The sequence below is a fragment of the uncultured Pseudosulfitobacter sp. genome (genome assembly GCF_963976325.1).
Lineage (GTDB): Bacteria > Pseudomonadota > Alphaproteobacteria > Rhodobacterales > Rhodobacteraceae > Pseudosulfitobacter.
Genome location: NZ_CAXBJW010000006.1, coordinates 30,657 through 55,709, shown reverse-complemented (window position 1 = coordinate 55,709; position 25,053 = coordinate 30,657). Strand labels below are relative to the sequence as shown.

Sequence of the window (25,053 nt, the reverse complement as noted above, 5' to 3'; positions counted from 1 at the left end):
CCTTCATAATGATATACATAACGAAATAAAAGTAGACAATAGGACCGAACTCTTGTCGCCCATTCTCAAGATCATACTGTCCCGTCTCGTCATGGGAATTCTGACGCTTCTGATCGTGAGCCTTCTGATCTTTTCAGCCATCGAACTGTTGCCCGGCGACATCGCGACGGAAACGCTTGGACAATCCGCCAACGCAGAAACCATCGCCGCGTTCAAAGAGCGTTTTAATCTGAACGGCCCTGTGCATATGCGCTATCTGGAGTGGCTGGCGAATGCCGTTCAGGGTGATTTTGGCGTATCGCTGTCCAATCAGCGGCCGATCTCGGAACTGATTGCGCAACGCGCCGGCAACACCTTCTTTCTGGCCGGATACGCCGCGCTGATCGCGGTCCCAATTGCTGTCATCCTGGGGATGCTGGCCGCGCTCTACCGCAATTCGGCCTTCGACAAGACCGTGTCGGGCGCCACGCTGGCGGCGATCTCGTTTCCGGAATTCTTCGTCGCCTACATCCTGGTGCTGCTCTTTTCGGTAATCTTCGGCTGGTTTCCCAGCCTTGCCAGTGTCGATGCGTCGACCGGCCTAGGTGAACGGCTCTACCGCACCTTCCTGCCCGCCATGACCCTGACGCTGATCGTGGTGGCGCATATGATGCGGATGACCCGCGCCGCGATCATCAACCTGCTGGCCCTTCCATATATCGAAATGGCGCATCTCAAGGGCATACGACGCTGGCGGGTGATCTCGGTCCATGCTCTGGTGAACGCCGTGGCTCCGATCATCAACGTGGTGGCGCTGAACCTTGCCTACCTCGTCGTCGGTGTGGTGTTGGTCGAAGTGGTATTCGTCTATCCGGGGCTTGGACAGTTGCTGGTGGATGCCGTCTCAAATCGCGACGTGCCGATCGTGCAAGCTGCATGTTTGATCTTCGCTGCCACGTACATCCTGCTGAACATGACCGCGGACATCCTGTCGATCATCGCCAATCCACGCCTGCTTCACCCGAGGTAATCGCCGATGACGCTGTTCATAAGAAAACTCGGCGAGGCACCGCTTTCGGCCTGGTTCGGCATCGTTATCGTGACGTTGATCGCCCTTATCGCCATCTTTGCGCCGGTTCTTGCCCCCTACCCCGAATTCGAGATCGTCGGTCCGCAATACAGCCCCTGGGCGGCGCCCTATGCCTTGGGCACTGATGCGCTTGGCCGGGATGTATTGTCGCGCATGATTTATGGCGCACGCAATACTGTCGGGATCGCCCTGCTTACAACGGCACTCGCCTTTCTTCTGGGCGCGACCTTCGGCCTTCTGGCTGCGACTTTAGGTGGCTGGTTCGACATGATCGCAAGCCGGGCGGTCGATGTTCTGATGGCCATCCCCTCGCTGATCTTCGCCCTCCTGATCCTGACGATCACCGGCACCTCTGTCATTTCGCTGATCCTCGTGATTGCCGTGCTCGACAGCACCCGGGTCTTTCGCCTGTCCCGCGCAGTCGCCCAAGGCATTCTGACCATGGATTACGTCGAGGTCGCCCGGATCCGCGGAGAGAGCCTGCTCTGGATCATCCGGCGCGAAGTGCTACCGAATGCGGCTGCCCCGCTGATCGCCGAATTCGGGCTGCGCTTCTGCTTTGTCTTCCTGTTTATCTCGGCGCTGTCCTTCCTTGGGCTGGGGCTGCAACCGCCCATCGCGGACTGGGGCGCCATGGTCCGCGAAAGCGCCAAGCTCATTTCCTTCGCCGATTTTTCAACCTGGCAAACCGCCACCTTCGGGCTGGCGCCGCTTTTGCCCGCAGGCGCCATCGCGCTGCTGACCGTGTCCGTAAACCTGATCGTCGACTGGGTGTTGCACTTGGCCAGCGGGCTGGAGGATTGATCATGACCCAGACGTCCGACCTTTTGCTGGATATCCGCAATCTTGTCATCGAGGGCCGCTCTGGCGGTGCCTGGCTGCCCATCGTCAAGGGCATCGACCTGACTTTGAAACGCGGTGAGATCCTGGGCCTCATCGGTGAAAGCGGTGCCGGGAAATCGACGCTGGGCCTTGCCGCCATGGGCTATACCAAGTCGGGCTGCCGCATCGCCGGCGGCTCGATCAAGCTTGACGGTCAGGAACTCGTCGGTGCCCCGGCCAAGACTTTGCGCAACCTGCGTGGCAAACGCGTCGCCTATGTGGCGCAATCGGCGGCGGCAGCCTTTAACCCAGCCTATCGCCTGATCCGGCAATACAGCGAAGCGCCCGTGAAACATGGCGTCATGTCGCGGAAAGAGGCCGAGCGGGATGCCGTGCAGCTTTATCGCGCGATGCAATTGCCGAACCCGGACGAGATCGGCTTTCGCTATCCGCATCAGGTTTCGGGCGGGCAGTTGCAGCGGGCTATGACCGCGATGGCCATGGCCTGTCGCCCCGACCTCATCATCTTTGACGAACCCACCACCGCGCTGGATGTGACCACCCAGATCGAGGTGCTGGCGGCGATACGCAAGGTCGTGCGTGAACATCACACTGCGGCGATCTATATCACCCACGACCTGGCCGTCGTCGCGCAGATGGCCGACAGGATCAAGGTGCTGCTCAAGGGCGACGAGGTTGAAGAGGCCGAAACGCGGCAGATGCTGGCCGACCCGCGCGAAGAGTACACCAAATCCCTTTGGGCCGTGCGCGAATTCCGTCGCACGCCGATGGACCTGGGGGAAAAAACCGTGCCGATCCTGACAATCAAGGATGTCGATGCGTCTTATGGCACGCTTCAGGTTCTGAACCAGATCAATCTGACCATCGACCGAGGCCAGACCATGGCGGTGGTCGGCGAAAGTGGTTCGGGCAAATCGACTCTTGCGCGGGTGATCATGGGTTTGTTGCCGCCCGACAATGGCACTGTCCAACTCGACGGCATAACGCTGTCGCCGCTCAACCGACATCGCGAGAAAGGCGTGCAGCGCCGCGTGCAGATGATCCACCAGATGGCCGACACCGCGCTCAACCCCAAGCATCGCATCCGCGAGGTTCTGGGCCGTCCGCTGGAATTCTTCCTTGGCATGAAAGGCGCCGCCAAGGAGGCCCGTATTCGCGAACTTCTGACGATGATCGAGCTTGACCCCGAGTCCTTCATCGACCGGCTGCCGTCCGAACTGTCGGGCGGTCAGAAACAGCGGATCTGCCTCGCGCGGGCGCTGGCAGCAGAGCCGGATTTTATCATCTGTGACGAGGTCACATCGGCACTCGACCAGCTTGTCGCCGAAGACATCCTGCGGTTGCTGGACCGTTTGCAACGCGAGATGGGCCTGACCTATCTCTTTATCACCCACGACCTCGCCACAGTCCGGTCGATCGCGGACTGGGTCGTCGTGATGCAAAAAGGGGATATCGTTGAACAGGGCCCCAAGGACGACATCTTCAAACCACCGCACCATCCCTACACCGAGCTTCTTCTGTCCTCGCTACCCGAGATGGATCCGGACTGGCTGGACGGGGTGCTGAAGGCCAGACGCGCGGCCAGATAACGACCGCGCGCCGACGCACCGGGATTTCCAAAGTGTCAGAGGTCCAGCACAACACGGCCTTTGGGCCGGGCGCAGCAGATCAGAACCTGACCTGCGGGCGGCGTCTCCAGCGGCTCCTCAACATAGGACACCTCGCCTTCGACCAATGTGCAACGACAGGTGTTGCAGATGCCGGACCGGCAGGAAAAATCCGGCTCAAGGCCCGCATCTTCGGCCATTTCAAGAAGCGTGCGCACATCGCCGCCCATGGTGGCGGTGATCCCGGATTTGGAAAAGTGGACGGAATCGCCCGAGACGGCCATCTCCTGCCGGTCCCCGTCGGCCGTCGGCTCGTGGGTCTCTGACACTGCCCAGGCCTCTGGGTCGGTCAGGTTTACCAGCGCGGCAATTGCCTTGGGTGCGCGTGAGGCGGCGCGTGGTGCCGACACCGGTTGCACTGCCAGCTTATAAAGCGGTGTGGCCGCGCCGAAGAATTCATAAGCGATCCGGTTCTCGTGAATGCCAAGTTCTGTCAGAATGCGATACATGGCCACCATGAAGGCGGTCGGCCCGCACATGTAGACCTCGTAATCGTCCAGCGGCAGTTGCGATTGCAGCAGGTTCTTGTCAATGACCCCCTCGCTGTCAAAGCGGCCTCCGACCCGGTCATTCTCGTTCGGTGCCCGATGCACAACATGCAAGGCAATCCGGCCCTCAGCCCGTTCGGCCAGCGCCTTCAGTTCCGGACCCAGCGCCTGGACATCGCCGTTTTCACTGGCGTGAAAGATCCAGACGCGGCGCTTTGCGCGCGCCAGAACCTTTGCCATCGCCAGCAGGGGCGTAATGCCGATGCCACCGGCCAGCAGCAGCACGGGCCGGGTGCTTTCCTGATCCAGCACAAAGCCACCACGCGGCGGGGCGATGTCGATCTCGGCCCCTTCTTCAACCTGATCATGCAGCCAGCAGGAGCCAATCCCGTCCGGGACCTCCACACCATCAGGCGCGCACGCGCGCTTGACCGAAATCCGGTGCGCTTCGTCCCGCTGCACGTCGCCTGACAGCGAATAGGTCTTGAGCACCGTTCCTTGTGCGGTCGGCACCCGCAGCGTCAGGTACTGCCCCGGCAGCGCCTGCCAAAGCGGCCCGCCATCGACCGGCGTCAGATGGAACGAAGTGACGACTTCGCTTTCGCGCACCTTTGCGATAACGCGAAACCTGCGAAATGCATCGGCCATCTCACGCTTCCATTTTGGCGTCGACCATCCGTTCCTCGGCGATCATCGCCTCAAGCTGACGGCGGAACCGTAGCTGGCCGGCGTCGATGCTCAGGTCGATATGCGGAGAGTTCTTGTTGGTCATGCCGACCTGGACCTCTTGCAGGATGGCGCGATCCTCTTCGAAGGCGTGGCGCACATCCTCGGACATCATCTTGGACAACGCTTCGTCGTCGGGGCGGATATTGCGCAACTGGAACCAGTAATACCGCGTCTCCGTCTCGGATGTCGGCGTCATGAAGTTATAGCTGTCCATCACAAAGGTGTTTTCGTGCAGCGGCCCGTCCGGCCCACCGGTGCCCGCCGGGGTAAAGACCGCGCGGATCAGGGCGTGCGAGGGATAGCGCACTTCGTAATGCTGGAGGCGGTCGCAATTGCCTTCAAACTCGACCACCTTCTTGTAGAATGGCGCCGGTTCGTGGTCCATCATCCAGCGGTGGACGATCACGCCGTTATCGGTCTTGGTAACGCGCAGCGGCGTGTCCTTCGTGGCCGGCGCCGCAAAGGAACTTTGGTGTACCCAGGCCACGTGGCTGGGGTCCAGCAGGTTGTCGCACATCAGCAGATAATTGCACTGCAACTCCATCGCGGCACCCACATTGATGCCCCAGTCGGGGCTGTCAAAATTCGGGATGTCGATAATTTCTTCCGGGTCTGCCATGGCCGCGTTGCCCATCCAGATCCACACCAGGCCGTATTTCTCGTGGATCGGATAAGGCCGCACCTTGGCTGCCGAGGGGATGCGCCCGCCACCGGGCGCCCAGACACATTGCCCGGCGCAATCAAAGGTCAGGCCATGATAGCCGCATTCCACCGTGTTGCCCTTGATCCGTCCCTTTGACAGCGGCAGTTTGCGGTGCGGACAGGCATCTTCCAGCGCGATAACCTCGTCTTCCTCGGTGCGGAAGATACAGATCTTTTCGCCTAAAACCTTGATCTGCTGAAGATCCCGCGTAACCTCGGTACTCCATGCGGCGACATACCATGCATTGCGTAGAAACATTGGCGACCTCGTAAGTTGCTTGGGGTTAATCGCAATATGTCTGAACATGACGCATTTAATAGGTAGAAATGATCGTTGATACTTTAGATATCCTGATCTTCTGACGAGAGTTTCCGGCTAATTCCGATCAACCAGTTCAGAAATTCGCGTGCTTTCGGCTGGCTCAGCGTGGTGTCACCCCAGCAGACAAAATAGGGTTCGGGCATGGACAGGCTGTCCTGGGACAACCGCACAAGACGCCCAAGCTCCAGATCGAACCGCGCAAACGACCTCTGCGCAAGGACGACGCCCTGCCCGCCCGCAGCCGCCTCGAGCGCGCTGCTGGACAGCGAATGCACCGCCACCGGTTTGAAACTGGTGCGAGACATGCCATGCGCGGCGAACCAGTCCGACCACCGAGGCACCGTGCTGTAGGCAGGCCCCCAGTCAATTTCGATCAGGGGAAGACGCTGCAAACCTTCCACCGTCTTCGCCTCCGGATGCTGACTGAGAAAAGCAGGGGAACCAGCCGGGAAACAGACATCGGTAAACAACTCCCTGGCATGCGGAAACCGTTGCGACACATTTCCGTAAGTCAGCCGGAACATATCGACCGACATGTCCGGGTCCGGTTCAAGATGCGTGGCCTCAAGCCGCAGGGGAAGGTCATCCAGATGTGCCTGAATATCGTGCAACAGCGGGTTGAGCCATTTCAGAAGAAGTGTCGGAAGTCCTGATACTTTCAGGTCAGCGCCCATCTTTGTGCGTTGCACAAGTGAATGGGCCATCCGCAACCGATCGAACCCCTCGACGACCAACTTGTGAAAGGCAAGTGCCTCATCGGACAGCGCGGCCCGGCGCCCGTCCTTGTTGATCAACTTCAGCGAAAGGTGTTCCTCCAGAACCCTAAGCTGCTGACTGATTGCGCCCGAGGTTACACCCAGTTCCCGGGCAGCACCCCCAACGGAACCAAGACGCCCGAACGCTTCGAACGCCTGCAAGGCGCGCAAGGGGGGCAAATAGGATTTCACTGTCACCTTTTCAGCACCGAACCGAGGCATGTTTAGCTGCGCTACACAGTATCACAGGAATACTGAATTGTCCCAGCCTTATGTCTCCTCATACGGTATTATGAATAGACATATAATCAAACAAATATCCATAACCATCTCTGCAGGGAGAGAACCATGACAACTTCCACCAATCGGCGTACATTGCTACAGACTGCGGCCGCCTTTGGCACGCTTGGCGTACTCGGCCTTAACGGGCAACCCTTAAGGGCACAGTCAACGCCGCAAAAGGGCGGTACATTCCGCCTTGCAATCAATGACTTCGACAGCGGCGAAACGCTGGATCCGCAGGTCAACGAAAGCAAATTCATGCAGAACCTGCAATACCAGATCCGCAATGCGCTGATCGAGGTCGGCCCCGGCGGCGTTCTGATCCCCGAACTGGCGACAGAATGGTCAAGCAATGACGATTCGACCGTCTGGACCTTCAAGCTGCGCGAAGGCGTAGAGTTCCACAACGGCCAGCCCTTCACCGCCGAAGATGCGGTGTTCTCGGTCAACCTGCATCGCGGCGAAAAGACCATCTCGGTGATCAAGTCGCTGATGGCCGACGTGACCGACGTGCAGGCCACCGGCCCGCATGAGATGACCATCACGCTGTCCGGTCCGAACAGCGGCTTCCCGGCGGTCCTGTCCATGGCCGCGACGATCGTGGTTCCGGCCGGGACCACGAATTTCGACGAGGGGATCGGCACCGGCGGGTACACTCTGGAAAGCTATGAGCCCGGCGTGAAGGCGCGCGTGGTGAAGAATCCGAACTACTGGAAAGAAGGCCGCGCGCATTTCGACGCAGTGGAAATCCTGGCAATCCGCGATGTGAACGCGCGCACCACGGCCCTGCGTACCGGCGAAATTGATGCGATGAACGCCGTCGACGCGACGACTGCCCAGCTGATCAAGGCGATGCCCGGCATCGACCTGATCCAGGTGCAGGGCAAGATGCATTATTGCTTCTCCATGAACCTGTCCGAAACGCCCTATCAGGACCCCGACGTGCGCCTGGCCATGAAACTGGCCATCGACCGCGAGGACATGGTGAACAAGATCCTCGGCGGCTTCGGCTCCATCGCCAACGACCAGCCGATCTCGAGCGCTTATCCGAACCACTACCCCGACCTGCCGCAGCACAGCTACGATCCGGAACAGGCACGTGCGCTGATGAAAAAAGCAGGGATCGAAGGGCACAAGCACGTCCTACACGCATCCGACACCCCCTTTGCCGGGGCCGTGGATGCCGCACAACTTTTCAGCCAGCACGCTGCGGCAGCAGGGATCGACATCGAGGTCTCGCGCGAGCCGGAAGACGGCTATTGGTCGAACATTTGGGGCAAGACGCCGTTCTTTGCCTCGCGCTGGTCCGGCCGCGCCAACGAAGATCTGATGCTGACGCTAGCCTATTCGCGGGCAAGCCTCGGCAGCTGGAACGCGACTCACTGGGACAACGACGCCTTCAACACCGCGCTGGTCGCCGCGCGGGGCGAAAAGGACGACGCCAAGCGCAAGGAGCTATACTGGGAGTGCCAAAGTCTCATCCACGAAGACGGCGGCATGATCGCCCCGATCTGGGCCGACATCCTCGATGCCAAATCAAGCAAGGTCGCCACGGGCGAGCAGATCGCAAGCGATTGGGACGTGGACGGCAACCGTGCCTCTGAACGTTGGTGGTTTGCCGCCTGATCCCGATTGGCGGGCTACCTCTCCCCGGCCCGCCACCCACATATGCGAGGACACATGACACAGCATTCCAGCCCGCTCGATACGGTTCTTTCGGCCCTGTCGCCGCTTTTTGGCGACCGGCTGTCAACAGAGCAGGCGATCCGCGATCAGCACACCGCGGTGGAAAGCTGGCTGCCGCCTGCCGCACCGGATGCCGTCGTAATGGCCCACAGCACCGAAGAGGTGGCCGAGGTGCTCAAGCTGTGCCACGCACACGGCGTGCCGGTCGTGCCCTTTGGGGCCGGATCGTCGATAGAAGGCCAGGTCAACGCGCCGCACGGCGGGATCAGCCTGGACCTTTCGTCCATGGACCGGGTGCTGGCGGTGCACGCCGATGACATGGACTGTACGGTGCAATGCGGTGTCATCCGGCAACGTCTGAACGAAGATCTGCGTGCCTCTGGCCTGTTCTTTCCCGTCGACTTGGGCGCACACGCGACACTGGGCGGCATGGCGGCGACGCGCGCCTCGGGCACAACGACGGTGCGCTACGGCTCGATGAAGGACCTGGTGCTGGGCCTCACCGTGGTGCTGCCGGATGGCCGGATCGTCAAGACCGGAGGGCGCGCGCGCAAATCAGCGGCAGGTTACGACCTGACACACCTGTTTGTAGGCTCCGAGGGCACGCTTGGTATCATCACCGAACTCACCCTGCGGCTGGCCGGCATCCCCGAGGCGACCAGCACCCTGATGTGCAGCTTTGACGACATCGGAACGGCCACCGCCGCCGTGGTAACCGCGCTGCAATTCGGATTGTGCCTCAACCGGATCGAACTGGCGGATGCGGTCCAGATGGCCGCGATCAACGCCTACGGGAACTCGGACCTTCCCGAGGCCCCCACCCTGTGGATCGAGCTGGCCGGGTCCGAGGCCACCGTGGTTCATGATTCCGAAGTTCTGCAAGACCTGATCCGGGACGCGGGCGCAACCCGGTTGGAGCACGCCAAGGATGCCGAGGCCGCCGCCGCGCTCTGGCGGGTCCGCCATTCGGCACTCTATGCCGCCCGCGCCCTGCGCCCGGGTATTAAGGGGCTGTCGACCGATGTCTGCGTGCCGGTCTCTGCACTGCCCGCCTGTATCGAGGGGATCGGCAAGGTGGTCGCGACAACCTCGCTCAAGGCGCCGCTGATCGGGCATGTGGGCGACGGTAACTTTCACATGGTCCTGCTGTTCGATCCCGACAACCCCGAGGAAACCGCCCAAGGGCGCCGCATCAATTCCGCCCTGATCGAGCTGGCCCTGTCGCTCGGCGGCACATCGACCGGCGAACACGGCGTAGGCCTGGGCAAAAAGGCCTATATGGACGCCGAACACGGTGCCGCGCTCGACCTGATGCGCCAGCTTAAACTCTGCATCGACCCCGCGAATATCATGAACCCAGGCAAGATCTTCGATCTTTGAGCAAAGGACCCACGATGAACCCCGATCTGATCCGCCCTGAAATCGCGGCGCTGCCGACCTATAACGCGGGCCTCGCGCTGGATCGGTTCCGCGCGCATTACGGCATCGACTGCCTGGCCAAGCTGGACAGCAACGAAAATCCCGCAGGCCCCTGCCCCGGCGTCGTCGAGGCGATCCGCGCCGAGGCCGCAGGGATCGCGCGGTATCCCGATGCGGGCAACGGCGCACTGCGCGAAGACCTGGCCGCCGCCACCGGCACGACCGCCGACCAGATCATCATCGGCAACGGGTCCGAAGACCTCATCGGCGCCGTCTTCCGCACGGTTCTCCGCCCCGGCGATCACGTGGTCACGATCTGCCCCAGCTTCGGCCTGCACGAATTCGGCGCGCTGGCTTCGGGCGCGCATGTCACCAAGGTGCCGTTCAACGCCGACTGGACCTTTCCGCTGGACGGTATGATCCGCGCCATGACGGCAGAGGCGCCGCGCGTGCTGATCTTTTCGTCGCCCAGCAATCCCGCGGGTCCGGCGATTTCTGAGACGGAGTTCGGCGCACTGCTCAAGGCCACGCCCGCCGACACGCTGGTCGTGTTCGATGAGGCCTATCTCGAATATCTCGAACCCGCCGCTCGGTTCGATGCGATGGCGCGTCTGGCCGCTGGCCCCCATCCCTGGCTGATCCTGCGCACCTTTTCCAAGGCCTATGGTCTGGCGGGCGTGCGGGTCGGGTATGGCATCGCCTGCGCCCCCGACCTGGCCGCACAGATGATGAAGGCGCGCAACCCTTTCGGCGTGAACGCACTGGCCGTGGCCGCTGCGCGCGCCGCGCTCCGCGATACCGACCATCTGGCCCTTTCGGTAGGTCTGGCCGCCGAGGGGCGCGCGCATCTCGCCCGGCACCTGTCTGAGGCCGGGTTTGTTTGCGCGCCCAGCCAGACCAACTTTGTCTTCTTCGACACGGGCGGGGTGGCGACCGACTTTGCCGAAGCGCTTCGGCACAGGGGCGTGCTGATCAAGCCGTGGCTGGAAGACCCTTTCACAAGCTGGGCGCGTGTGACCGTCGGCACGCCGGACGAGAACCGGTATTTCCTTGAAGCTGTCGAAGCCATGCGCGTCCTGGCCTGAAGCGCGCCACGGCCCGCTTCAGCGGGCAGGCCGCGCCTTTGACCTGCGCCTTGCTCGGTGCGTCAGACGCTCTCCATCCTGACGATCACACAGCGCGCTTCCGGCCCAAGAATAATCGTGCCGCCTTGCCCAAGGGCGAAGGCCCCGACAGGCAAGGCCGCCCCGTCAAGCGCGACATCGCCGCGGTGACAGAACACACCGGTCTGCGCCGGTCCGTTCTCAATGCGCGCCGGTCCCACCGTCACCTCGACCGAAGCGGAGACCGCCGTCGGGTCGTATATCAGGTTCAGATCCCGCACCGGCCCGTTCACCATGCGGCTGTCCACAGGCGTGTCACCGGAAAAGGCCAACGGCTGGAACGGCCGCGCCGACAGCACGCCGTCGGGCGTGTGCAGGTCCAGCCCCCCGCCTTCGATCACCGTCAAGACGCGGGCTAGCCCCGCGAAGGTCGAGAACGGCCCATCGGTCGACACCTCGGCGATGCTGATCCGCCAGCGCCATGGATCCGCCCCCTTGTCGCGCAGGACCTCATGGGTGACGCCGCCGCCATTCTTCCACGGCGTCGTTGTGAACTCTTTGGGCCTGACGATACGAAACATGGCCTTGCGCTTCCTGGGTGTGTGCCACCCGGAGATCCGGGTGGAGAGAGGGTTGATAGGACGCTCCGCCCTGTGTCGAAGGGCCGGAGCGGGGTCGGGTCTGCGGCGGCGGTGTGGCTGCGGGCGCGCCCATGGTCATCGCCACCTCGGGCCCGCCGTGGCCCGCAATCATTGCATCCTGATCGGCAGAGGCCAAGTCGAGAGATCAGCCGCCGAAGGCAGGTCACACCTAACACAACGGGCGAAATGCTGACAAAACCGGCTCACCCATTTGCGTAGGGGTTTCCCGGCAGACGATTACACCTCGCTCGGCAAGCAGGTCTTCCACGTCCGTCGTTCTGAGTGCGAAATGGTGGTACGCCACACTGCATAAGCGATAATCTCACGAGGGAAGCGGTAGCCTTTCACGCGCGGCATCTCAGCTGGAATGTTCACAGTCACCAGCGAGGCCCCCTCAAGGGGCGCAGCAAGTTGGCAATCCCATAACGAGAGCTAGGCCGCCTTGATGCGCTTTTCCACGATCCTTGCGACCTCCGCGCCGTGATGGGTTCCCCACTCGCACAACGGCGCCAATCGTTCTGTCAATTTCCGGCCGAAGTCCGTCAATTCATATTCGACATGGGGCGGCACTGTCTGGAAATCTATGCGACGGATCAAACCGTCATCCGACAGTTCCTTGAGGTGCTGAATGAGCATCTTCTCACTCACATTGGTCACGAGCCTGCGGAGCTCACCAGTGCGCTTGGGGCCGTTGGCGAGATGATAGACAATGAGCGGTTTCCACTTGCCGCCAAGGACGGCCACCCCCCCGCAATTCTGCGCAATTTTCAGGCAACACGGAATACAAGCGGTCGCCGCCCGGGCGTTCAACGTTGCTATTCGCCCCACTGTCTGTTGACGCTCCAGTGATGCAGCGACTTCTGAAAATAACCATTGTAGAAAGCGATCCCGCACGCGCTGCGTTGATCGAGGAAAGCCTGTTGCGGGTGGGGCAATACGAACTGAATATCATCAACGACATGACGCGGCTGAACAGTGCGATCAAAGAGATCAACCCGGACATTGTCCTGATCGACCTCGACAACCCGTCGCGTGATGCTTTGGAAGAGTTGACGCTGGCCACCGCCCCGCTGGAGCGTCCTGTCGCGCTTTTTGTAGATCAGGGCGATGCGAACCTGACGAAGCTTGCGATCGAGGCGGGGGTGTCCGCATATGTCGTCGACGGGCTGCGGGCCGACCGGCTCAAGCCGATCCTCGACGCCGCTGTCGCGCGGTTCAACATGTTCCGGCAGATGCGAACCGAATTGGCGGCGACAAAACGTGCGCTTGAAGAGCGCAAGGTGATCGACCGCGCGAAAGGCATCTTGATGAAAGCAAAAGGGATCGACGAAGAGGCCGCCTATGCCTTGTTGCGCCGGGCGGCGATGGATCAGGGCCGCAAGGTCGGCGATGTGGCCGAGGCGTTGGTCAGCACCGCAGGATTGCTGTCATGACGACAACAATGCCTGTCGGTTTTGTTCCGCTGATTGACGCGGGTCCGTTGATAGTCGCAGCCGAAATGGGGTTCGACCGCGCCGAGGGCATAGCTTTGGATCTTCGGCGGGCGAATTCCTGGTCGGCGCTGCGGGATATGGTGTCCTTTGGACAGGTCACCGCGGCGCAAATGCTGTCGCCCATGCCTGTTGCCACGGCGCTGGGGCTGGGCGGCGCCGGTGCAGCACTGGCCGCGGTCGCGGTCTTGTCTACCAACGGTGAGGTGGTTTGCGTCAGCGAAGCCTTGGCCAAAAGGTTGCGACAGGCTGGTCACACCTTTGACTTTGACGATGCCCACACAGCAGGCCGCGCTTTGATCGAAGCCGCTGATGGTCCGCTGCGCATTGCCGTGCCGTTCCCTTTCTCGATGCACGCCGAGCTTTTGTATCATTGGTTGACGACGCTGGGGCTGCCTGCGCCCTCGGGCATCGACATCCGCACTGTTCCCCCCTCCCTGATGGCGGCAGCCCTTGCTGCGGGCGAGCTTGACGCATGTTGCGTCGGCGAACCCTGGGGGTCCATGGCGGTTGAACGGGGGGCAGGCGCATTGCTGTTGCCCGGGTCCGCGATCTGGCCCGGGGTGCCGGAAAAGGTGCTGGGCGTGCGGGCCGATCTGGCCGACAGCGACCCCGAACCCCTGCGCGCCCTGATCCGCGCCTTGTGGCACGCGGGGCAATGGCTGAACGATCCACGCAGCCGCGTCACCGCCTGCGAGATCTTGTCGGGTCGCGATTACCTTGACGTCCCGACCGAGGTCATCGACCGCGCCCTGTCAGGTCATCTGACGATTTCGGCGCGCGGTGACAGCCGGGTCGTGCCCGAGTTCGTAGATTTTGGCCGGTTTGCACCGCAACAGGTTCACGCGGCATGGATCGGCGGACGGCTTGCGGCGCGTCTGGGTCTGGATCGCAGCACCTCTCAGGCGGCGGCAAAGGCGACCTACCGCACCGCGCTGCACGACAGCACGGTTCAGGCGATTCCCGGCTATGTGCAGGAACCTGCGCCATCGGATCGTTCATTTGACGGTCAGAATTTCACCCTTGCGCTGCCAGAGTGATCATGAATTCAGCACATTTATGCCGCGATGCAGAAAAATGGCCCGCTGCAACCGCAAATCCAGATTTATCGTTGATTAGGGCCGACGAATAAATTTTTATTGAAGGCAGGCAGACAATGGCGTCCGCCTGACCCCATTCCCAAAGTCCGGGTAATCCGAGCACAGCCGCTCGACCCTTCATGCCAACGCATGAGGTTGGTCAGCGGCTATTTTTCGTATGTCCGGGCGTCTGTCCCGGACCCTAAAGGGACGACAAAATGAAACATTTCTCTGCCTTACTTCTGACGACGACACTGCTTGCCGCCCCGGCCTTTGCCGAGATGCTGGAGCTTGAAAAAGACGAACTCAAATTCGGCTTCATCAAGCTGACGGACATGGCGCCGCTGGCTGTCGCCTATGAAAATGGCTATTTTCTGGACGAGGGATTGTTCGTCACGCTTGAAGCGCAGGCAAACTGGAAGGTCCTGCTGGACGGCGTGATCGGCGGACAGTTGGACGGCGCGCATATGCTGGCGGGGCAACCGCTGGCGGCCACCATAGGCTATGGCACGCAGGCGCATATCATCACGCCATTCTCGATGGACCTGAACGGCAACGGCATCACCGTGTCGAACAGCGTCTGGGAGGAAATGAAGCCGAACATCCCAAAAGACGCCGACGGCAAGCCACAGCATCCGATCAGCGCCGCGGCACTGGCGCCGGTTGTGGCCAGCTACAAAGCCGCAGGCAAACCGTTCAACATGGGGATGGTGTTTCCCGTCTCCACGCATAATTACGAATTGCGCTACTGGCTGGCGGCGGGCGGGTTGAACCCCGGCACCTATTCCCCCAACGACACCTCTGGCACGATCGGGGCCGATGTCATGCTGTCGGTGACACCGCCGCCGCAGATGCCGGCCACGATGGAAGCCGGAACCATCGACGGCTATTGCGTGGGTGAGCCATGGAACCAGCAGGCGGTTGTCAAAGGCATCGGCGTGCCGGTGATCACCGACTATGAGCTGTGGAAGAACAACCCCGAAAAGGTGTTCGGTATCACGGATGCGTTCGCCAAGGAAAATCCCAACACCACACTCGCCCTGACCAAGGCATTGATCCGCGCGGCGATGTGGCTGGACGAAAATGACAACGCCAACCGGGGCGAAGCCGTCGATATGCTGGCGCGTCCCGAATACGTCGGCGCCGACCGCGAGGTCATCGCGGCGTCGATGACCGGCACCTTCGAGTATGAAAAGGGCGATGTGCGTGATGTGCCCGACTTTAACGTCTTTTTCCGGCACCACGCGACCTATCCGTTTTATTCGGATGCGGTCTGGTACCTGACCCAGATGCGCCGCTGGGGCCAGATTGCCGAACCCAAGGACGACGCCTGGTTCGATGAAACCGCCAAATCCGTGTACCGCCCTGACATCTATTTGCAGGCCGCGCAGATGCTGGTGGACGAAGGATTGGCAGACGCGGCGGATTTCCCCTTTGACAGTGACGGCTACAAGACCCCGACGCCGGCCGACGACGTGATCGACGGCATCCCCTACGACGGCAAAGCGCCGAATGCCTACATCGACAGCCTGCCCATCGGACTGAAGTCCGGCGATGTGGCCGGTGGCTGACAAAACGGCGCCGCCCCTGATTGGGGTGGCTCCCCTTTTCCATTCTGATCCGAGGACATTTCAATGACCGTTGTCGATCCCGACCACCTTGAAGCCCAGCAGCGCGAAGCCCGCCGCGCCGTTTGGTTCACGCGTATCAACAAGGCGGACGCATGGTTCACTGTGCTCGGCCTTGGCTGGCTTACCCCCTTGTTAAAGGCCGCGGCCGGCGACAACCCTCGCGCGCAAATGAAAGATGTCTGGAAGCTGCTGGGCGTGCCGGTGCTGTCCATCGCGGTGTTCCTGATGCTTTGGTCTGCTTTGGCACCAAGGGTCGTGACCTCGCTGGGCGCGATCCCCGGCCCTGTTGCGGTCTGGCAAGAGGCCAAGGGGCTGCACGCCGACGCCGTGGTAAAGTGGGACAAGGCCGCAGTGTTCCGGGACCGTCTGGACCAGCGCAATGCCAAGCTGATCGAAGCGGGCCGCGCGTCCGAGGTCAAGGACATCGCCTATACCGGATCGCCGACCTATTACGGGCAGATATGGACCTCGATCAAGACGGTGTTCTTTGGGTTCCTGATTGCCTCGGTTGTCGCGATCCCCTTGGGCATTGCTGCGGGCCTGTCACCGACGGCGAATGCCGCGTTGAACCCGCTGATCCAGATTTTCAAGCCGGTGTCGCCGCTGGCCTGGCTGCCGATTGTCACCATGGTCGTGTCTGCGGTCTATGCGACAAACGACGGGTTCTTTACCAAATCCTTTCTCGTGTCCGCGATCACCGTGACCCTGTGTTCGCTGTGGCCGACGCTGATCAATACGGCCCTTGGTGTGGCTTCAATCGACCGTGATCTGATCTCGGTCAGCCGCGTGCTGAAGATGGGCCCCTATGCCAAGATCACCAAACTGGTCCTGCCCTCGGCCCTGCCGCTGATCTTTACCGGATTGCGGCTTAGCCTTGGGGTGGGCTGGATGGTGCTGATTGCCGCCGAAATGCTGGCGCAGAACCCGGGCCTTGGCAAATTCGTCTGGGACGAATTCCAGAACGGATCGTCGCAATCGCTGGCACGGATCATCGTGGCCGTCCTGACCATCGGCATCATCGGCTTCCTTCTGGATCGCGTGATGTTCGCATTGCAGTCGTTCTTTACCTTCTCGGCCCAGCGGTGAGCGGTATGAGCATTCTGGAATTCAAGAACGTGAACAAAGGGTTCGGCGAAGGCACCCACCGCGCCGAAGTCTTGCATGACATCACGCTGGACGTGAAAGAGGGCGAATTTCTGGCCGTTCTGGGGTTTTCCGGCACCGGCAAATCCACGCTGATGAACCTGATTGCCGGGCTTGAGATGCCTGACACCGGCACGCTGACCTTTCGCGGCGCGCCGATTGCGGGGCCGGGGCCTGATCGCGGGCTGGTGTTCCAAAGCTACAGCCTGATGCCGTGGCTGACCGTGCGCGGCAACATCATGCTGGCCGTCGAAGCGGTGCATGGCAAACTGTCCAAAGCAGAAAAGGAAGCCAAGGCAGATCATTACATTGCCATGGTCGGCCTTGCCCACGCAGCGCACCGTCGGCCGGCGGAACTGTCGGGAGGGATGCGCCAGCGGGTTGCCGTGGCCCGCGCATTGGCGATGGAGCCTGATCTGCTGTTGCTGGACGAACCGCTGTCGGCGCTGGATGCGCTGACCCGTGCCAATCTGGCCGATGAGATACTGGAAATCTGGGAGGCGGACAAAAAGACCTGCATCCTGATCACCAATGATGTGGACGAGGCCATCTTGCTGGCGGACCGCATCATCGTTCTGAACCCCGACGGCACGCTGGCCGATCCGGTGCCTGTCACCTTGCCACGCCCGCGCAACCGCGACGCGATGAACCACGATGCCGCGTTCAAATCGTTGCGCGCGCAGGTCACGCAATATCTGATGGACGTGGGAATCGCCGCCAAGGTGGAAGAAACTCGGCACCTGCCGAACGTCACGCCGATCCACCAGACGCTGCCCGCCGTCGTCAAAGAGGCGCGCGCCGGTATGATCGAAGAGCGGTTTCTGGACTTTTCACAACTGCACAAGGTCTACCCGACGCCCAAAGGTCCACTGACGGTGGTCGAGGATTTTGACCTGAAGGTAAATCAGGGCGAATTCATCAGCCTGATCGGCCATTCGGGCTGTGGAAAGTCCACTGTGCTGACCATGGCCGCCGGCCTGAATGCCATATCCAAAGGCGCGATCAAACTGGATGGCCGCCACGTCGAAGGCGCCGACCCCGAACGCGCGGTGGTGTTCCAGTCGCCCAACCTATTCCCGTGGCTGACCGCCAAAGAGAACGTGGCGATTGGCGTGGACAAGGTGTACCCCCGCGCAAGCCAGGCCGAGCGGCAGGATGTGGTCGAATACTACCTTGAACGCGTGGGTCTGGCCGATGCGATGGACCGCGGTGCGGCGTCCATGTCGAACGGCATGAAACAGCGTGTCGGCATCGCCCGCGCCTTTGCCCTTAGCCCCAAGCTGCTGTTGCTGGACGAACCTTTTGGCATGTTGGATTCCCTCACCCGATGGGAGCTGCAAGAGGTCTTGATGGAGGTTTGGTCCCGCACCAAGGTCACCGCGATCTGCGTCACCCATGACGTCGACGAGGCGATCTTGCTGGCCGACCGCGTGGTCATGATGACCAACGGCCCGCAGGCCACCATCGGCAAGATCACCGACGTAAAGCTGCCGCGACCGCGCACCCGCAAGGCACTGCTGTCCCACCCCGACTACTATGCCTACCGGCAGGAGGTCCTTGATTTCCTGACCGAATACGAACACGGCGCAAAACCCGCGCCAAAACCCAAACCCCTTGCTGCGGAGTAAGCCATGACCAGAAATCTGATTGTCATCGGGGCTGGAATGGCCTCGGGGCGGATGCTGGAACATCTGTTCGAAACCCAACCCGGCGCGTGGAACGTCACGTTGTTCAACGCCGAACCGCGCGGCAATTACAATCGGCTGATGTTGTCCCCCGTGCTGTCGGGCGACAAAACCTATGCCGAGATCATCACGCATGATGCCGACTGGTACGAGGCCCACGGCGTCACCTGCCGTTTTGGCGAAAAAGTGCTGCGGATCGACCGCACCGCGCAGGTTGTCGTGGGGGAAAACGGCGCGGTGCCTTACGACCGTGTTGTCATCGCCACCGGATCGAACCCCTTTATGATCCCCCTGCCGGGTCACGATCTGCAAGGGGTCATTCCCTACCGCGATCTGGACGACACCGAAACGATGATGGCCCTTGGTGCCACGCCCGGCGCGCGCGCCATTGTCATCGGCGGTGGCCTGCTGGGGCTTGAGGCGGCGGCCGGCATGAAGGCGCAGGGCATCGACGTGACAGTCATTCACGTCATGGGCCACTTGATGGAACGGCAGTTGGACGAAGCCGCGGGATACCTGCTGAAAAAGTCGCTAGAGGAGAAAGGGATTACCGTTTTGACCTCGGCCAATTCCAAGGAAATCCTTGGCACCGACGGGCGCGTCAGCGGTCTGCGGTTGGACGATGGCACCGAAATTCCGTGTGATCTGCTGGTTATGGCCGTGGGCATCCGCCCGAACGTGGCGCTGGCCAAAGACGCGGATCTGGCCGTTGGGCGCGGCATTCATGTTGACGACGCCATGGTCACATCCGACGCCAACATCCTGGCGCTTGGGGAGTGTGTTGAACATCAAGGCGCGGTGTTCGGGCTGGTGGCCCCGTTGTACGATCAGGCCAAAGTGGCCGCCGATACGCTGGGTGAAACGCCCGCCACATTTACCCCGAAAGAGGTGGCAACCAAGCTGAAAGTCACAGGCTGCGACCTGTTCAGCGCGGGCGATTTTGCCGAAGGGGACGGGCGCGAGGACATCGTTTTCCGCGACCCCGCGCGCGGTATATACAAGCGGCTGGTGCTGGAAGGCACCCGGCTGATCGGTGCTGTCATGTATGGCGACACGGCAGATGGCGCGTGGTTTCATGGGCTGATCAAAGATCGCAGCGACGTGTCGGACATGCGCGATACTTTGATATTCGGTCCGGCGTTTCAGGGGGGCACCCCCTCGGACCCGTTGGCAGCCGTTGCAGCCTTACCGGGTGACGCAGAAATCTGCGGCTGCAACGGCATTTGCAAATCCACGATTGTTGACGCGATCAACGGCGGGGCCACCTCCCTGTCCGATGTGCGCGCACAGACCAAGGCCAGCGCATCTTGCGGGACCTGCACGGGGCTGGTCGAACAGGTCATGGCCCTGACCCTTGGCGACGGATTCGAGGTGCAGACCGTCAAACCGATGTGCCCCTGCACGACGTTGACCCACATGGACGTGCGCCGCCTGATCAAGTCGCGCGCGTTGAAATCCATGGCCGCGGTGATGCAGGAATGCGGCTGGACCACGTCCTGCGGCTGCGCCTCGTGCCGTCCGGCGTTGAACTATTACCTGCTGTGCGACTGGCCCGGCGAGTATCAGGACGACGACCAAAGCCGATTTGTGAACGAGCGGATGCATTCGAACATTCAAAAGGACGGCACCTATTCTGTCGTCCCACGCATGTGGGGCGGCATCACAACCCCGGACGAGCTGCGCGCGATTGCCGACGCAGCAGACAAATACGCAGTGCAGACCGTCAAGGTAACTGGCGGACAGCGCATCGACCTGCTGGGCGTCAAGAAACAGGACCTGCCGGACATCTGGGCCGACCTGAACGCCGCCGGCATGGTCAGCGGTCAGGCCTATGCCAAAGGGTTGCGCACTGTGAAAACCTGCGTCGGCTCTGACCATTGCCGCTTTGGCACCCAAGACAGCACCGGTCTGGGCATTCGCATGGAAAAGGCGCTGTGGGGGTCGTGGACACCGGCCAAGGTCAAGATGGCCGTGTCGGGCTGCCCGCGCAACTGCGCCGAAAGCACTTGCAAGGATGTGGGCGTGATCTGTGTCGACAGCGGCTATGTGCTGCACATCGGCGGTGCTGCGGGCCTGCATATTCAGGGCACCGAGGTGATGTGCACCGTCAAGACCGAGGACGAGGTGCTGGAATACACCGCCGCCGTCGTCCAGCTTTACCGCGAAGAAGCCGCCTATCTTGAGCGGATGTACAAGTGGATGGACAACGTCGGCCTGGATCACATTGTCGAACGTGTCGTGACCGATGCCGACAGCCGCCGCGCGCTGGCTGACCGCTTCTATTTCGCGCAGCAGTTCATGCAACAAGACCCCTGGGCCGAGCGAACCAAAGCCAGCTACCGCGCACTGTACTCCCCACTTGCCGATCTGACACTGGAGGCCGCAGAATGACCGTCTGGACCGATATCGGCGCTTTGACCGACATACCCAAACGCGGCGCCCGCGTTGTGAAAACGCACGTGGGCTGCGTCGCCGTGTTCCGCACGGTTGATGACGAGGTGTTTGCCATCGACGATGCCTGCCCGCACAAGGGTGGCCCGCTAAGCGAGGGGATCGTGCATGGCCGGTCTGTCACCTGCCCGCTGCACAATATGGTGTTGCGGTTGGATACGGGACTGGCGCAAGGGGCGGACGAAGGGGCCGTGAACACCTATGCCGTCCGCGTGATAGGTGGCCGGATCATGCTGGACACCGCACGCCTGCGCCGCGGTCAGGTCGCGTGATGGACGGGTCGCACGACGCCCCCGAAATCCGCACGACCTGCGCCTATTGCGGGGTAGGCTGCGGCGTGCTGGCCCGGCCCGACGGCGCGGGTGGTGTGACGGTGCGCGGCGACCCGGACCACCCTGCGAACCATGGGCGGCTGTGCTCGAAAGGTTTTGCATTGGGCGAAACCCTGTCGCTGGACGACCGCCTGCTGGCGCCCCGCATCGGCGGGGTCGATACCGACTGGGACTCCGCGCTTGGGCAGGTGGCGGATCGCTTCAGCCAGACCATCGCGCAACACGGACCGGATTCGGTGGCCTTTTACGTCTCGGGCCAACTGCTGACCGAGGATTACTACATCGCGAACAAGCTGATGAAGGGCTTTATCGGGTCCGCAAACATCGACACCAATTCGCGCCTGTGTATGGCTTCGACCGTGGCGGGGCAGAAACGGGCGTTCGGCACCGATACCGTGCCCGGCACATACGAAGACCTGGAACTAGCCGACCTCGTGGTGCTGGTGGGCAGCAACCTGGCGTGGTGCCATCCGGTGCTGTACCAGCGTCTGGCCGCAGCCAAGGCCGCGCGGCCTGACATGAAGGTCGTGGTGATCGACCCGCGCCGCACGGCGACCTGCGATCTGGCAGATATGCATCTGGCGCTGGCCCCCGGCAGCGACGTGGCCCTGTTCAACGGGCTGCTGGCGGCTGTTTCCGCTGCGGACGCGCTGGACAACACCTATTTGCGCCATGTCAACGGGCTGGACCAGACGCTGCGCGCGGCGATGGCACAGGACCTTGGGGTCACCGGCCTTGATCCGGCGCAAATGGCGGCGTTTTTCGATCTGTGGCAGCGTACCGAAAAGGTCGTGACTGTCTTTAGCCAAGGCGTGAACCAGTCGTCCTCGGGGACCGACAAGGTCAACGCGATCATCAATTGCCATCTTGCCACGGGGCGCATCGGCAAGCCGGGCATGGGGCCGTTCTCGGTCACCGGCCAACCCAATGCTATGGGCGGACGCGAGGTTGGCGGCCTGTCCAATGCCCTGGCCTGCCATCTGGACATCGAAGACGAAACGCACCGCGAGTTGGTGCGCCACTTCTGGAACGCGCCGACCATGCCCCAAGGGGCGGGATTGAAGGCGCTGGATATGTTCGACCGTGTCAGGACAGGCCAGATCAAGGCGCTGTGGATCGTTTGCACAAACCCCGCAGTGTCAATGCCCGACGCAGATGTCGTGCGGGATGCTATCGCGGCCTGCGATTTTGTCGTCGTCAGCGACGTGACCGCACATACCGACACCGCGCGGCTGGCGCATGTGCTGTTGCCCGCAACCGGCTGGGGTGAAAAAGACGGCACCGTTACCAATTCCGACCGCACTATCAGCCGCCAGCGCAGCGTGCTGCCCGCACCCGGTGTGGCGCGCCCGGACTGGGCGATTATGTGCGATGTTGCACGGCGCATGGGGTTCGGGACAGCATTCGATTATGCTTCGCCCGCCGAGATTTTCGACGAATACGCGACCCTGTCGGGATTGGCGGCAGCGACCGGACGGGATTTCGACATTTCCGGCCTAAGCGGGTTGGGCGCTGCCGGCTATGCCGACTTGCCGCCAACGCGCTGGCCTGTCACCGCGACAGGGCAGACCGAGCGTTTCTTTGCAGACGGACAGTTTTTCACCGGCGATGCGCGCGCGCGCATGGTCCCCGTCACAGCGCGCCCGCCTGCCGCCCGGACCAGCCCGCGCTATCCCTTCCGTCTGAACACCGGCCGCATCCGCGATCAGTGGCACACGATGACACGCACCGCCAAATCCCCCCGTCTGAACCAACACCTGGGCGAGCCGTTTCTGGAAATCCATCCCGACGATGCCGAAGTCCTGGGCATTGCTGCCGCCACGCTGGTGCGCGTGAAAAGCCCGACAGGCAGTTGCATCCTGCGGGCGCTTGTTACTGACCGTGTACGACAGGGTCAGGTCTTTGCCCCGATGCACTGGACCGGTGAAACTGCCCCGTCGGGCCGCGTCGACGCATTGGTTCCCGCCGTCGCAGATCCGCTGTCGGGCCAACCCGAAAGCAAGGCCGCAGTCGTGGCCGTAACCGCGTACGACGCAGGCTGGTTCGGGTTCGCCGTCAGCACCAGCGCCCTGACGCCCGATTGCCCCTATTGGGCGCGCAGCAGGGTTGACGCAGGCTGGCGCGCGGAACTGGCCGGCGACAACGAACCGCAGGATTGGGAGACAGAGGCACGCTGTCTTTTTGCCCTGCCCCACAGTCATTGCCAGATGATCAGCGATCCGGCCAATGGCATGGCCCGCATTGCATTTTTGGACGGTGACCGCCTGCTGGCCGCGCTTTTTGTGGCACGCACACCTGTTGCACTGTCGCGCGATCATATCGTGTCGCAGCTGGGGCAAGTGGCGCACGCCCCGCTGTCAGGCAGACCAAACGCCCAGATGCCAGACCCCGGCGCGGTGGTCTGTGCCTGTCTGAACGTCGGGATCAACACCATCGGCACCGCCATCGCCAGCGGTCAGGCGACCACGGTAACGCAAGTGGGCGAATGCACCGGTGCGGGCACCAACTGCGGGTCGTGCCGCCCCGAGATCACAGTGCTTCTGGCCAAGTTCCGCAAACTGGAAGCCGCCGAATGACCCTTGCCCCTTATGTCGCCATTCTGGGGCGCGGACAGGGCCGCGCGCGGTCCCTGACGATGGACGAGGCCCGCGCGGCGATGCAGATCATCCTGTCCGGCGACGGCGCACCCGAGGCCGTCGGCGCGATCCTGATGCTGCTGCGGATGAAGGGCGAGGTTGCCGCCGAAATCGCCGGTTTCACCGCCGCCGCACGGGCGTCCCTGCCCGCATGGCAGGGCCCGCCGCCAGCGGTTGACTGGCCATCCTATGCCGCGGGCCGCACCCGTGGCCAGCCGTGGTTTCTGGCGGCGGCCAGGCTGGTGGCACAGGCCGGATATCCCGTGTTGCTGCACGGCTGGAACTCTCATCAGGCGACAGGCGCGTCGGTCCGCGCCGCTTTGGCTGATGTTGGCATCGCTCAAGTGAACTGGGCTGATGCCTCGGCAGAGCTTGCCCGGTCCGGCATCGCCTATGTGCCGTTGGAACACCTGCAACCACGCCTGATGGATCTGCTGCGCCTGCGCGACACGTTTGGTCTGCGCTCTTGCATCAACACGGTGCTGCGGATGCTGAACCCCGCGGCAGCTTCTGTGGCGCTGCAAGGTGTCTTTCATCCCTCATACCGCGAGTTGCAGCGCGATGCCGGATTGCTGCTGGGCCAACCGACCTTGCGGGTTCTGAAAGGCGGCGGCGGCGAGTTTGAACATCACCCGGCCAAGGATATTACCTTGCACGGCCTGACCAACGGCATCCCGTGGGAAGACCAGACCGGCGCACCCGTGACCGGCCACCAGCGCCTGTCGAACACCGACAGCACCCTTTCTGATGTTTGGCACGGCACCGTACACGACGATTTTGCCACCGCAATCATCACCAGCACCACCGCTTTGGCGCTGTCTGCCCTTGGGGTCGCCGACGCGGCGCGGGCCGCACAGGACCTGTGGCAGCGCCGTCATCAGGCCTGCACCGTGTAAGGAG

Annotated in this window: 20 protein-coding genes and 1 pseudogene; 15 read left to right on the top strand and 6 right to left on the bottom strand. The window is 62.1% G+C overall.

Annotated elements, in window-relative coordinates; translation table 11 throughout:
* The first annotated feature begins 52 nt into the window (after positions 1 to 52).
* From AAC077_RS14870 to AAC077_RS14860, 3 genes are read left to right on the top strand one after another with little or no spacing between them, the layout of a single operon-like run.
* On the top strand, positions 53 to 1,009 hold the full coding sequence (locus AAC077_RS14870; RefSeq protein WP_339770952.1) for an ABC transporter permease: 957 nt from the start codon (positions 53 to 55) through the stop codon (positions 1,007 to 1,009).
* A 6-nt stretch (positions 1,010 to 1,015) separates the two neighbouring features.
* Positions 1,016 to 1,873, top strand: coding sequence for an ABC transporter permease (locus AAC077_RS14865; RefSeq protein WP_339770950.1), 858 nt, complete (start codon positions 1,016 to 1,018; stop codon positions 1,871 to 1,873).
* A gap of 2 nt (positions 1,874 to 1,875) precedes the next feature.
* Positions 1,876 to 3,501, top strand: a complete 1,626-nt coding sequence (locus AAC077_RS14860) for an ABC transporter ATP-binding protein (RefSeq protein WP_339770948.1) — start codon at positions 1,876 to 1,878, stop codon at positions 3,499 to 3,501.
* A 35-nt stretch (positions 3,502 to 3,536) separates the two neighbouring features.
* On the opposite strand, the gene AAC077_RS14855 is transcribed toward AAC077_RS14860, so the two are convergent.
* The 3 genes from AAC077_RS14855 to AAC077_RS14845 form a co-directional block, all read right to left on the bottom strand.
* Positions 3,537 to 4,715 carry a 2Fe-2S iron-sulfur cluster-binding protein gene (locus AAC077_RS14855; RefSeq protein ID WP_339770946.1) on the bottom strand — a complete coding sequence of 393 codons (1,179 nt, stop codon included), beginning with the start codon at positions 4,713 to 4,715 and terminating at the stop codon, positions 3,537 to 3,539.
* 1 nt (position 4,716) lies between these two features.
* Positions 4,717 to 5,757, bottom strand: coding sequence for an aromatic ring-hydroxylating dioxygenase subunit alpha (locus tag AAC077_RS14850; RefSeq protein WP_339770944.1), 1,041 nt, complete (start codon positions 5,755 to 5,757; stop codon positions 4,717 to 4,719).
* A gap of 83 nt (positions 5,758 to 5,840) precedes the next feature.
* Positions 5,841 to 6,767: a LysR family transcriptional regulator gene (locus tag AAC077_RS14845; protein ID WP_339770942.1), complete on the bottom strand. Its 927-nt coding sequence runs from the start codon at positions 6,765 to 6,767 to the stop codon at positions 5,841 to 5,843.
* Between the two features lie 156 nt (positions 6,768 to 6,923).
* On the opposite strand from AAC077_RS14845, the gene AAC077_RS14840 reads away from it, so the two are divergent.
* The 3 genes from AAC077_RS14840 to hisC are packed head-to-tail and all read left to right on the top strand — an operon-like array spanning position 6,924 to position 11,047.
* Complete coding sequence (locus tag AAC077_RS14840) at positions 6,924 to 8,483, top strand: ABC transporter substrate-binding protein (RefSeq protein WP_339770940.1); 1,560 nt, start codon at positions 6,924 to 6,926, stop codon at positions 8,481 to 8,483.
* Between the two features lie 54 nt (positions 8,484 to 8,537).
* Positions 8,538 to 9,923: an FAD-linked oxidase C-terminal domain-containing protein gene (locus AAC077_RS14835; RefSeq protein WP_339770938.1), complete on the top strand. Its 1,386-nt coding sequence runs from the start codon at positions 8,538 to 8,540 to the stop codon at positions 9,921 to 9,923.
* A gap of 14 nt (positions 9,924 to 9,937) precedes the next feature.
* Positions 9,938 to 11,047: a histidinol-phosphate transaminase gene (gene hisC, locus AAC077_RS14830; protein WP_339770936.1), complete on the top strand. Its 1,110-nt coding sequence runs from the start codon at positions 9,938 to 9,940 to the stop codon at positions 11,045 to 11,047.
* A gap of 62 nt (positions 11,048 to 11,109) precedes the next feature.
* Here the strand turns inward: hisC and AAC077_RS14825 are convergent, their stop codons facing one another.
* From AAC077_RS14825 to AAC077_RS14815, 3 genes and pseudogenes are all read right to left on the bottom strand, one after another.
* The gene (locus AAC077_RS14825) at positions 11,110 to 11,646 is read right to left on the bottom strand and encodes a HutD family protein (RefSeq protein ID WP_339770934.1); all 537 of its coding nucleotides are present in this window, start codon (positions 11,644 to 11,646) and stop codon (positions 11,110 to 11,112) included.
* Positions 11,647 to 11,850: 204 nt separating this feature from the next.
* Positions 11,851 to 12,081 (bottom strand): annotated as a pseudogene (locus AAC077_RS14820) (IS6 family transposase); the annotation flags it as partial.
* 57 nt (positions 12,082 to 12,138) lie between these two features.
* Positions 12,139 to 12,450: a helix-turn-helix domain-containing protein gene (locus AAC077_RS14815; RefSeq protein ID WP_339770932.1), complete on the bottom strand. Its 312-nt coding sequence runs from the start codon at positions 12,448 to 12,450 to the stop codon at positions 12,139 to 12,141.
* Between the two features lie 104 nt (positions 12,451 to 12,554).
* Here AAC077_RS14815 and AAC077_RS14810 point away from each other — a divergent pair, with 104 nt between their 5' ends.
* The 9 genes from AAC077_RS14810 to AAC077_RS14770 all read left to right on the top strand — a co-directional run bounded on the left by AAC077_RS14810 (position 12,555) and on the right by AAC077_RS14770 (position 25,049).
* Positions 12,555 to 13,139: an ANTAR domain-containing protein gene (locus AAC077_RS14810; protein ID WP_339770930.1), complete on the top strand. Its 585-nt coding sequence runs from the start codon at positions 12,555 to 12,557 to the stop codon at positions 13,137 to 13,139.
* On the top strand, positions 13,136 to 14,236 hold the full coding sequence (locus AAC077_RS14805; protein WP_339770928.1) for a CmpA/NrtA family ABC transporter substrate-binding protein: 1,101 nt from the start codon (positions 13,136 to 13,138) through the stop codon (positions 14,234 to 14,236). The genes AAC077_RS14810 and AAC077_RS14805 overlap by 4 nt, the downstream gene beginning before the upstream one ends.
* 257 nt (positions 14,237 to 14,493) lie before the next feature.
* On the top strand, positions 14,494 to 15,846 hold the full coding sequence (locus tag AAC077_RS14800) for a CmpA/NrtA family ABC transporter substrate-binding protein (protein ID WP_339770926.1): 1,353 nt from the start codon (positions 14,494 to 14,496) through the stop codon (positions 15,844 to 15,846).
* A 63-nt stretch (positions 15,847 to 15,909) separates the two neighbouring features.
* Positions 15,910 to 16,992, top strand: coding sequence for an ABC transporter permease (locus AAC077_RS14795; RefSeq protein ID WP_339770924.1), 1,083 nt, complete (start codon positions 15,910 to 15,912; stop codon positions 16,990 to 16,992).
* Between the two features lie 5 nt (positions 16,993 to 16,997).
* Positions 16,998 to 18,677 carry an ABC transporter ATP-binding protein gene (locus AAC077_RS14790; protein WP_339770922.1) on the top strand — a complete coding sequence of 560 codons (1,680 nt, stop codon included), beginning with the start codon at positions 16,998 to 17,000 and terminating at the stop codon, positions 18,675 to 18,677.
* 3 nt (positions 18,678 to 18,680) lie between these two features.
* Positions 18,681 to 21,125 carry a nitrite reductase large subunit NirB gene (gene nirB / locus AAC077_RS14785; protein ID WP_339770921.1) on the top strand — a complete coding sequence of 815 codons (2,445 nt, stop codon included), beginning with the start codon at positions 18,681 to 18,683 and terminating at the stop codon, positions 21,123 to 21,125.
* Positions 21,122 to 21,457 (top strand): nitrite reductase small subunit NirD, encoded by a 336-nt coding sequence (gene nirD, locus AAC077_RS14780; RefSeq protein ID WP_339770919.1) that lies wholly within the window; start codon positions 21,122 to 21,124, stop codon positions 21,455 to 21,457. Before nirB ends, nirD begins: the two co-directional genes overlap by 4 nt.
* Positions 21,457 to 24,093 carry a molybdopterin-dependent oxidoreductase gene (locus tag AAC077_RS14775; protein ID WP_339770917.1) on the top strand — a complete coding sequence of 879 codons (2,637 nt, stop codon included), beginning with the start codon at positions 21,457 to 21,459 and terminating at the stop codon, positions 24,091 to 24,093. Before nirD ends, AAC077_RS14775 begins: the two co-directional genes overlap by 1 nt.
* A complete protein-coding gene (locus AAC077_RS14770) occupies positions 24,090 to 25,049 on the top strand; it encodes a glycosyl transferase family protein (RefSeq protein ID WP_339770915.1) in 960 nt (319 codons plus the stop codon). The genes AAC077_RS14775 and AAC077_RS14770 overlap by 4 nt, the downstream gene beginning before the upstream one ends.
* Positions 25,050 to 25,053: the final 4 nt, after the last annotated feature.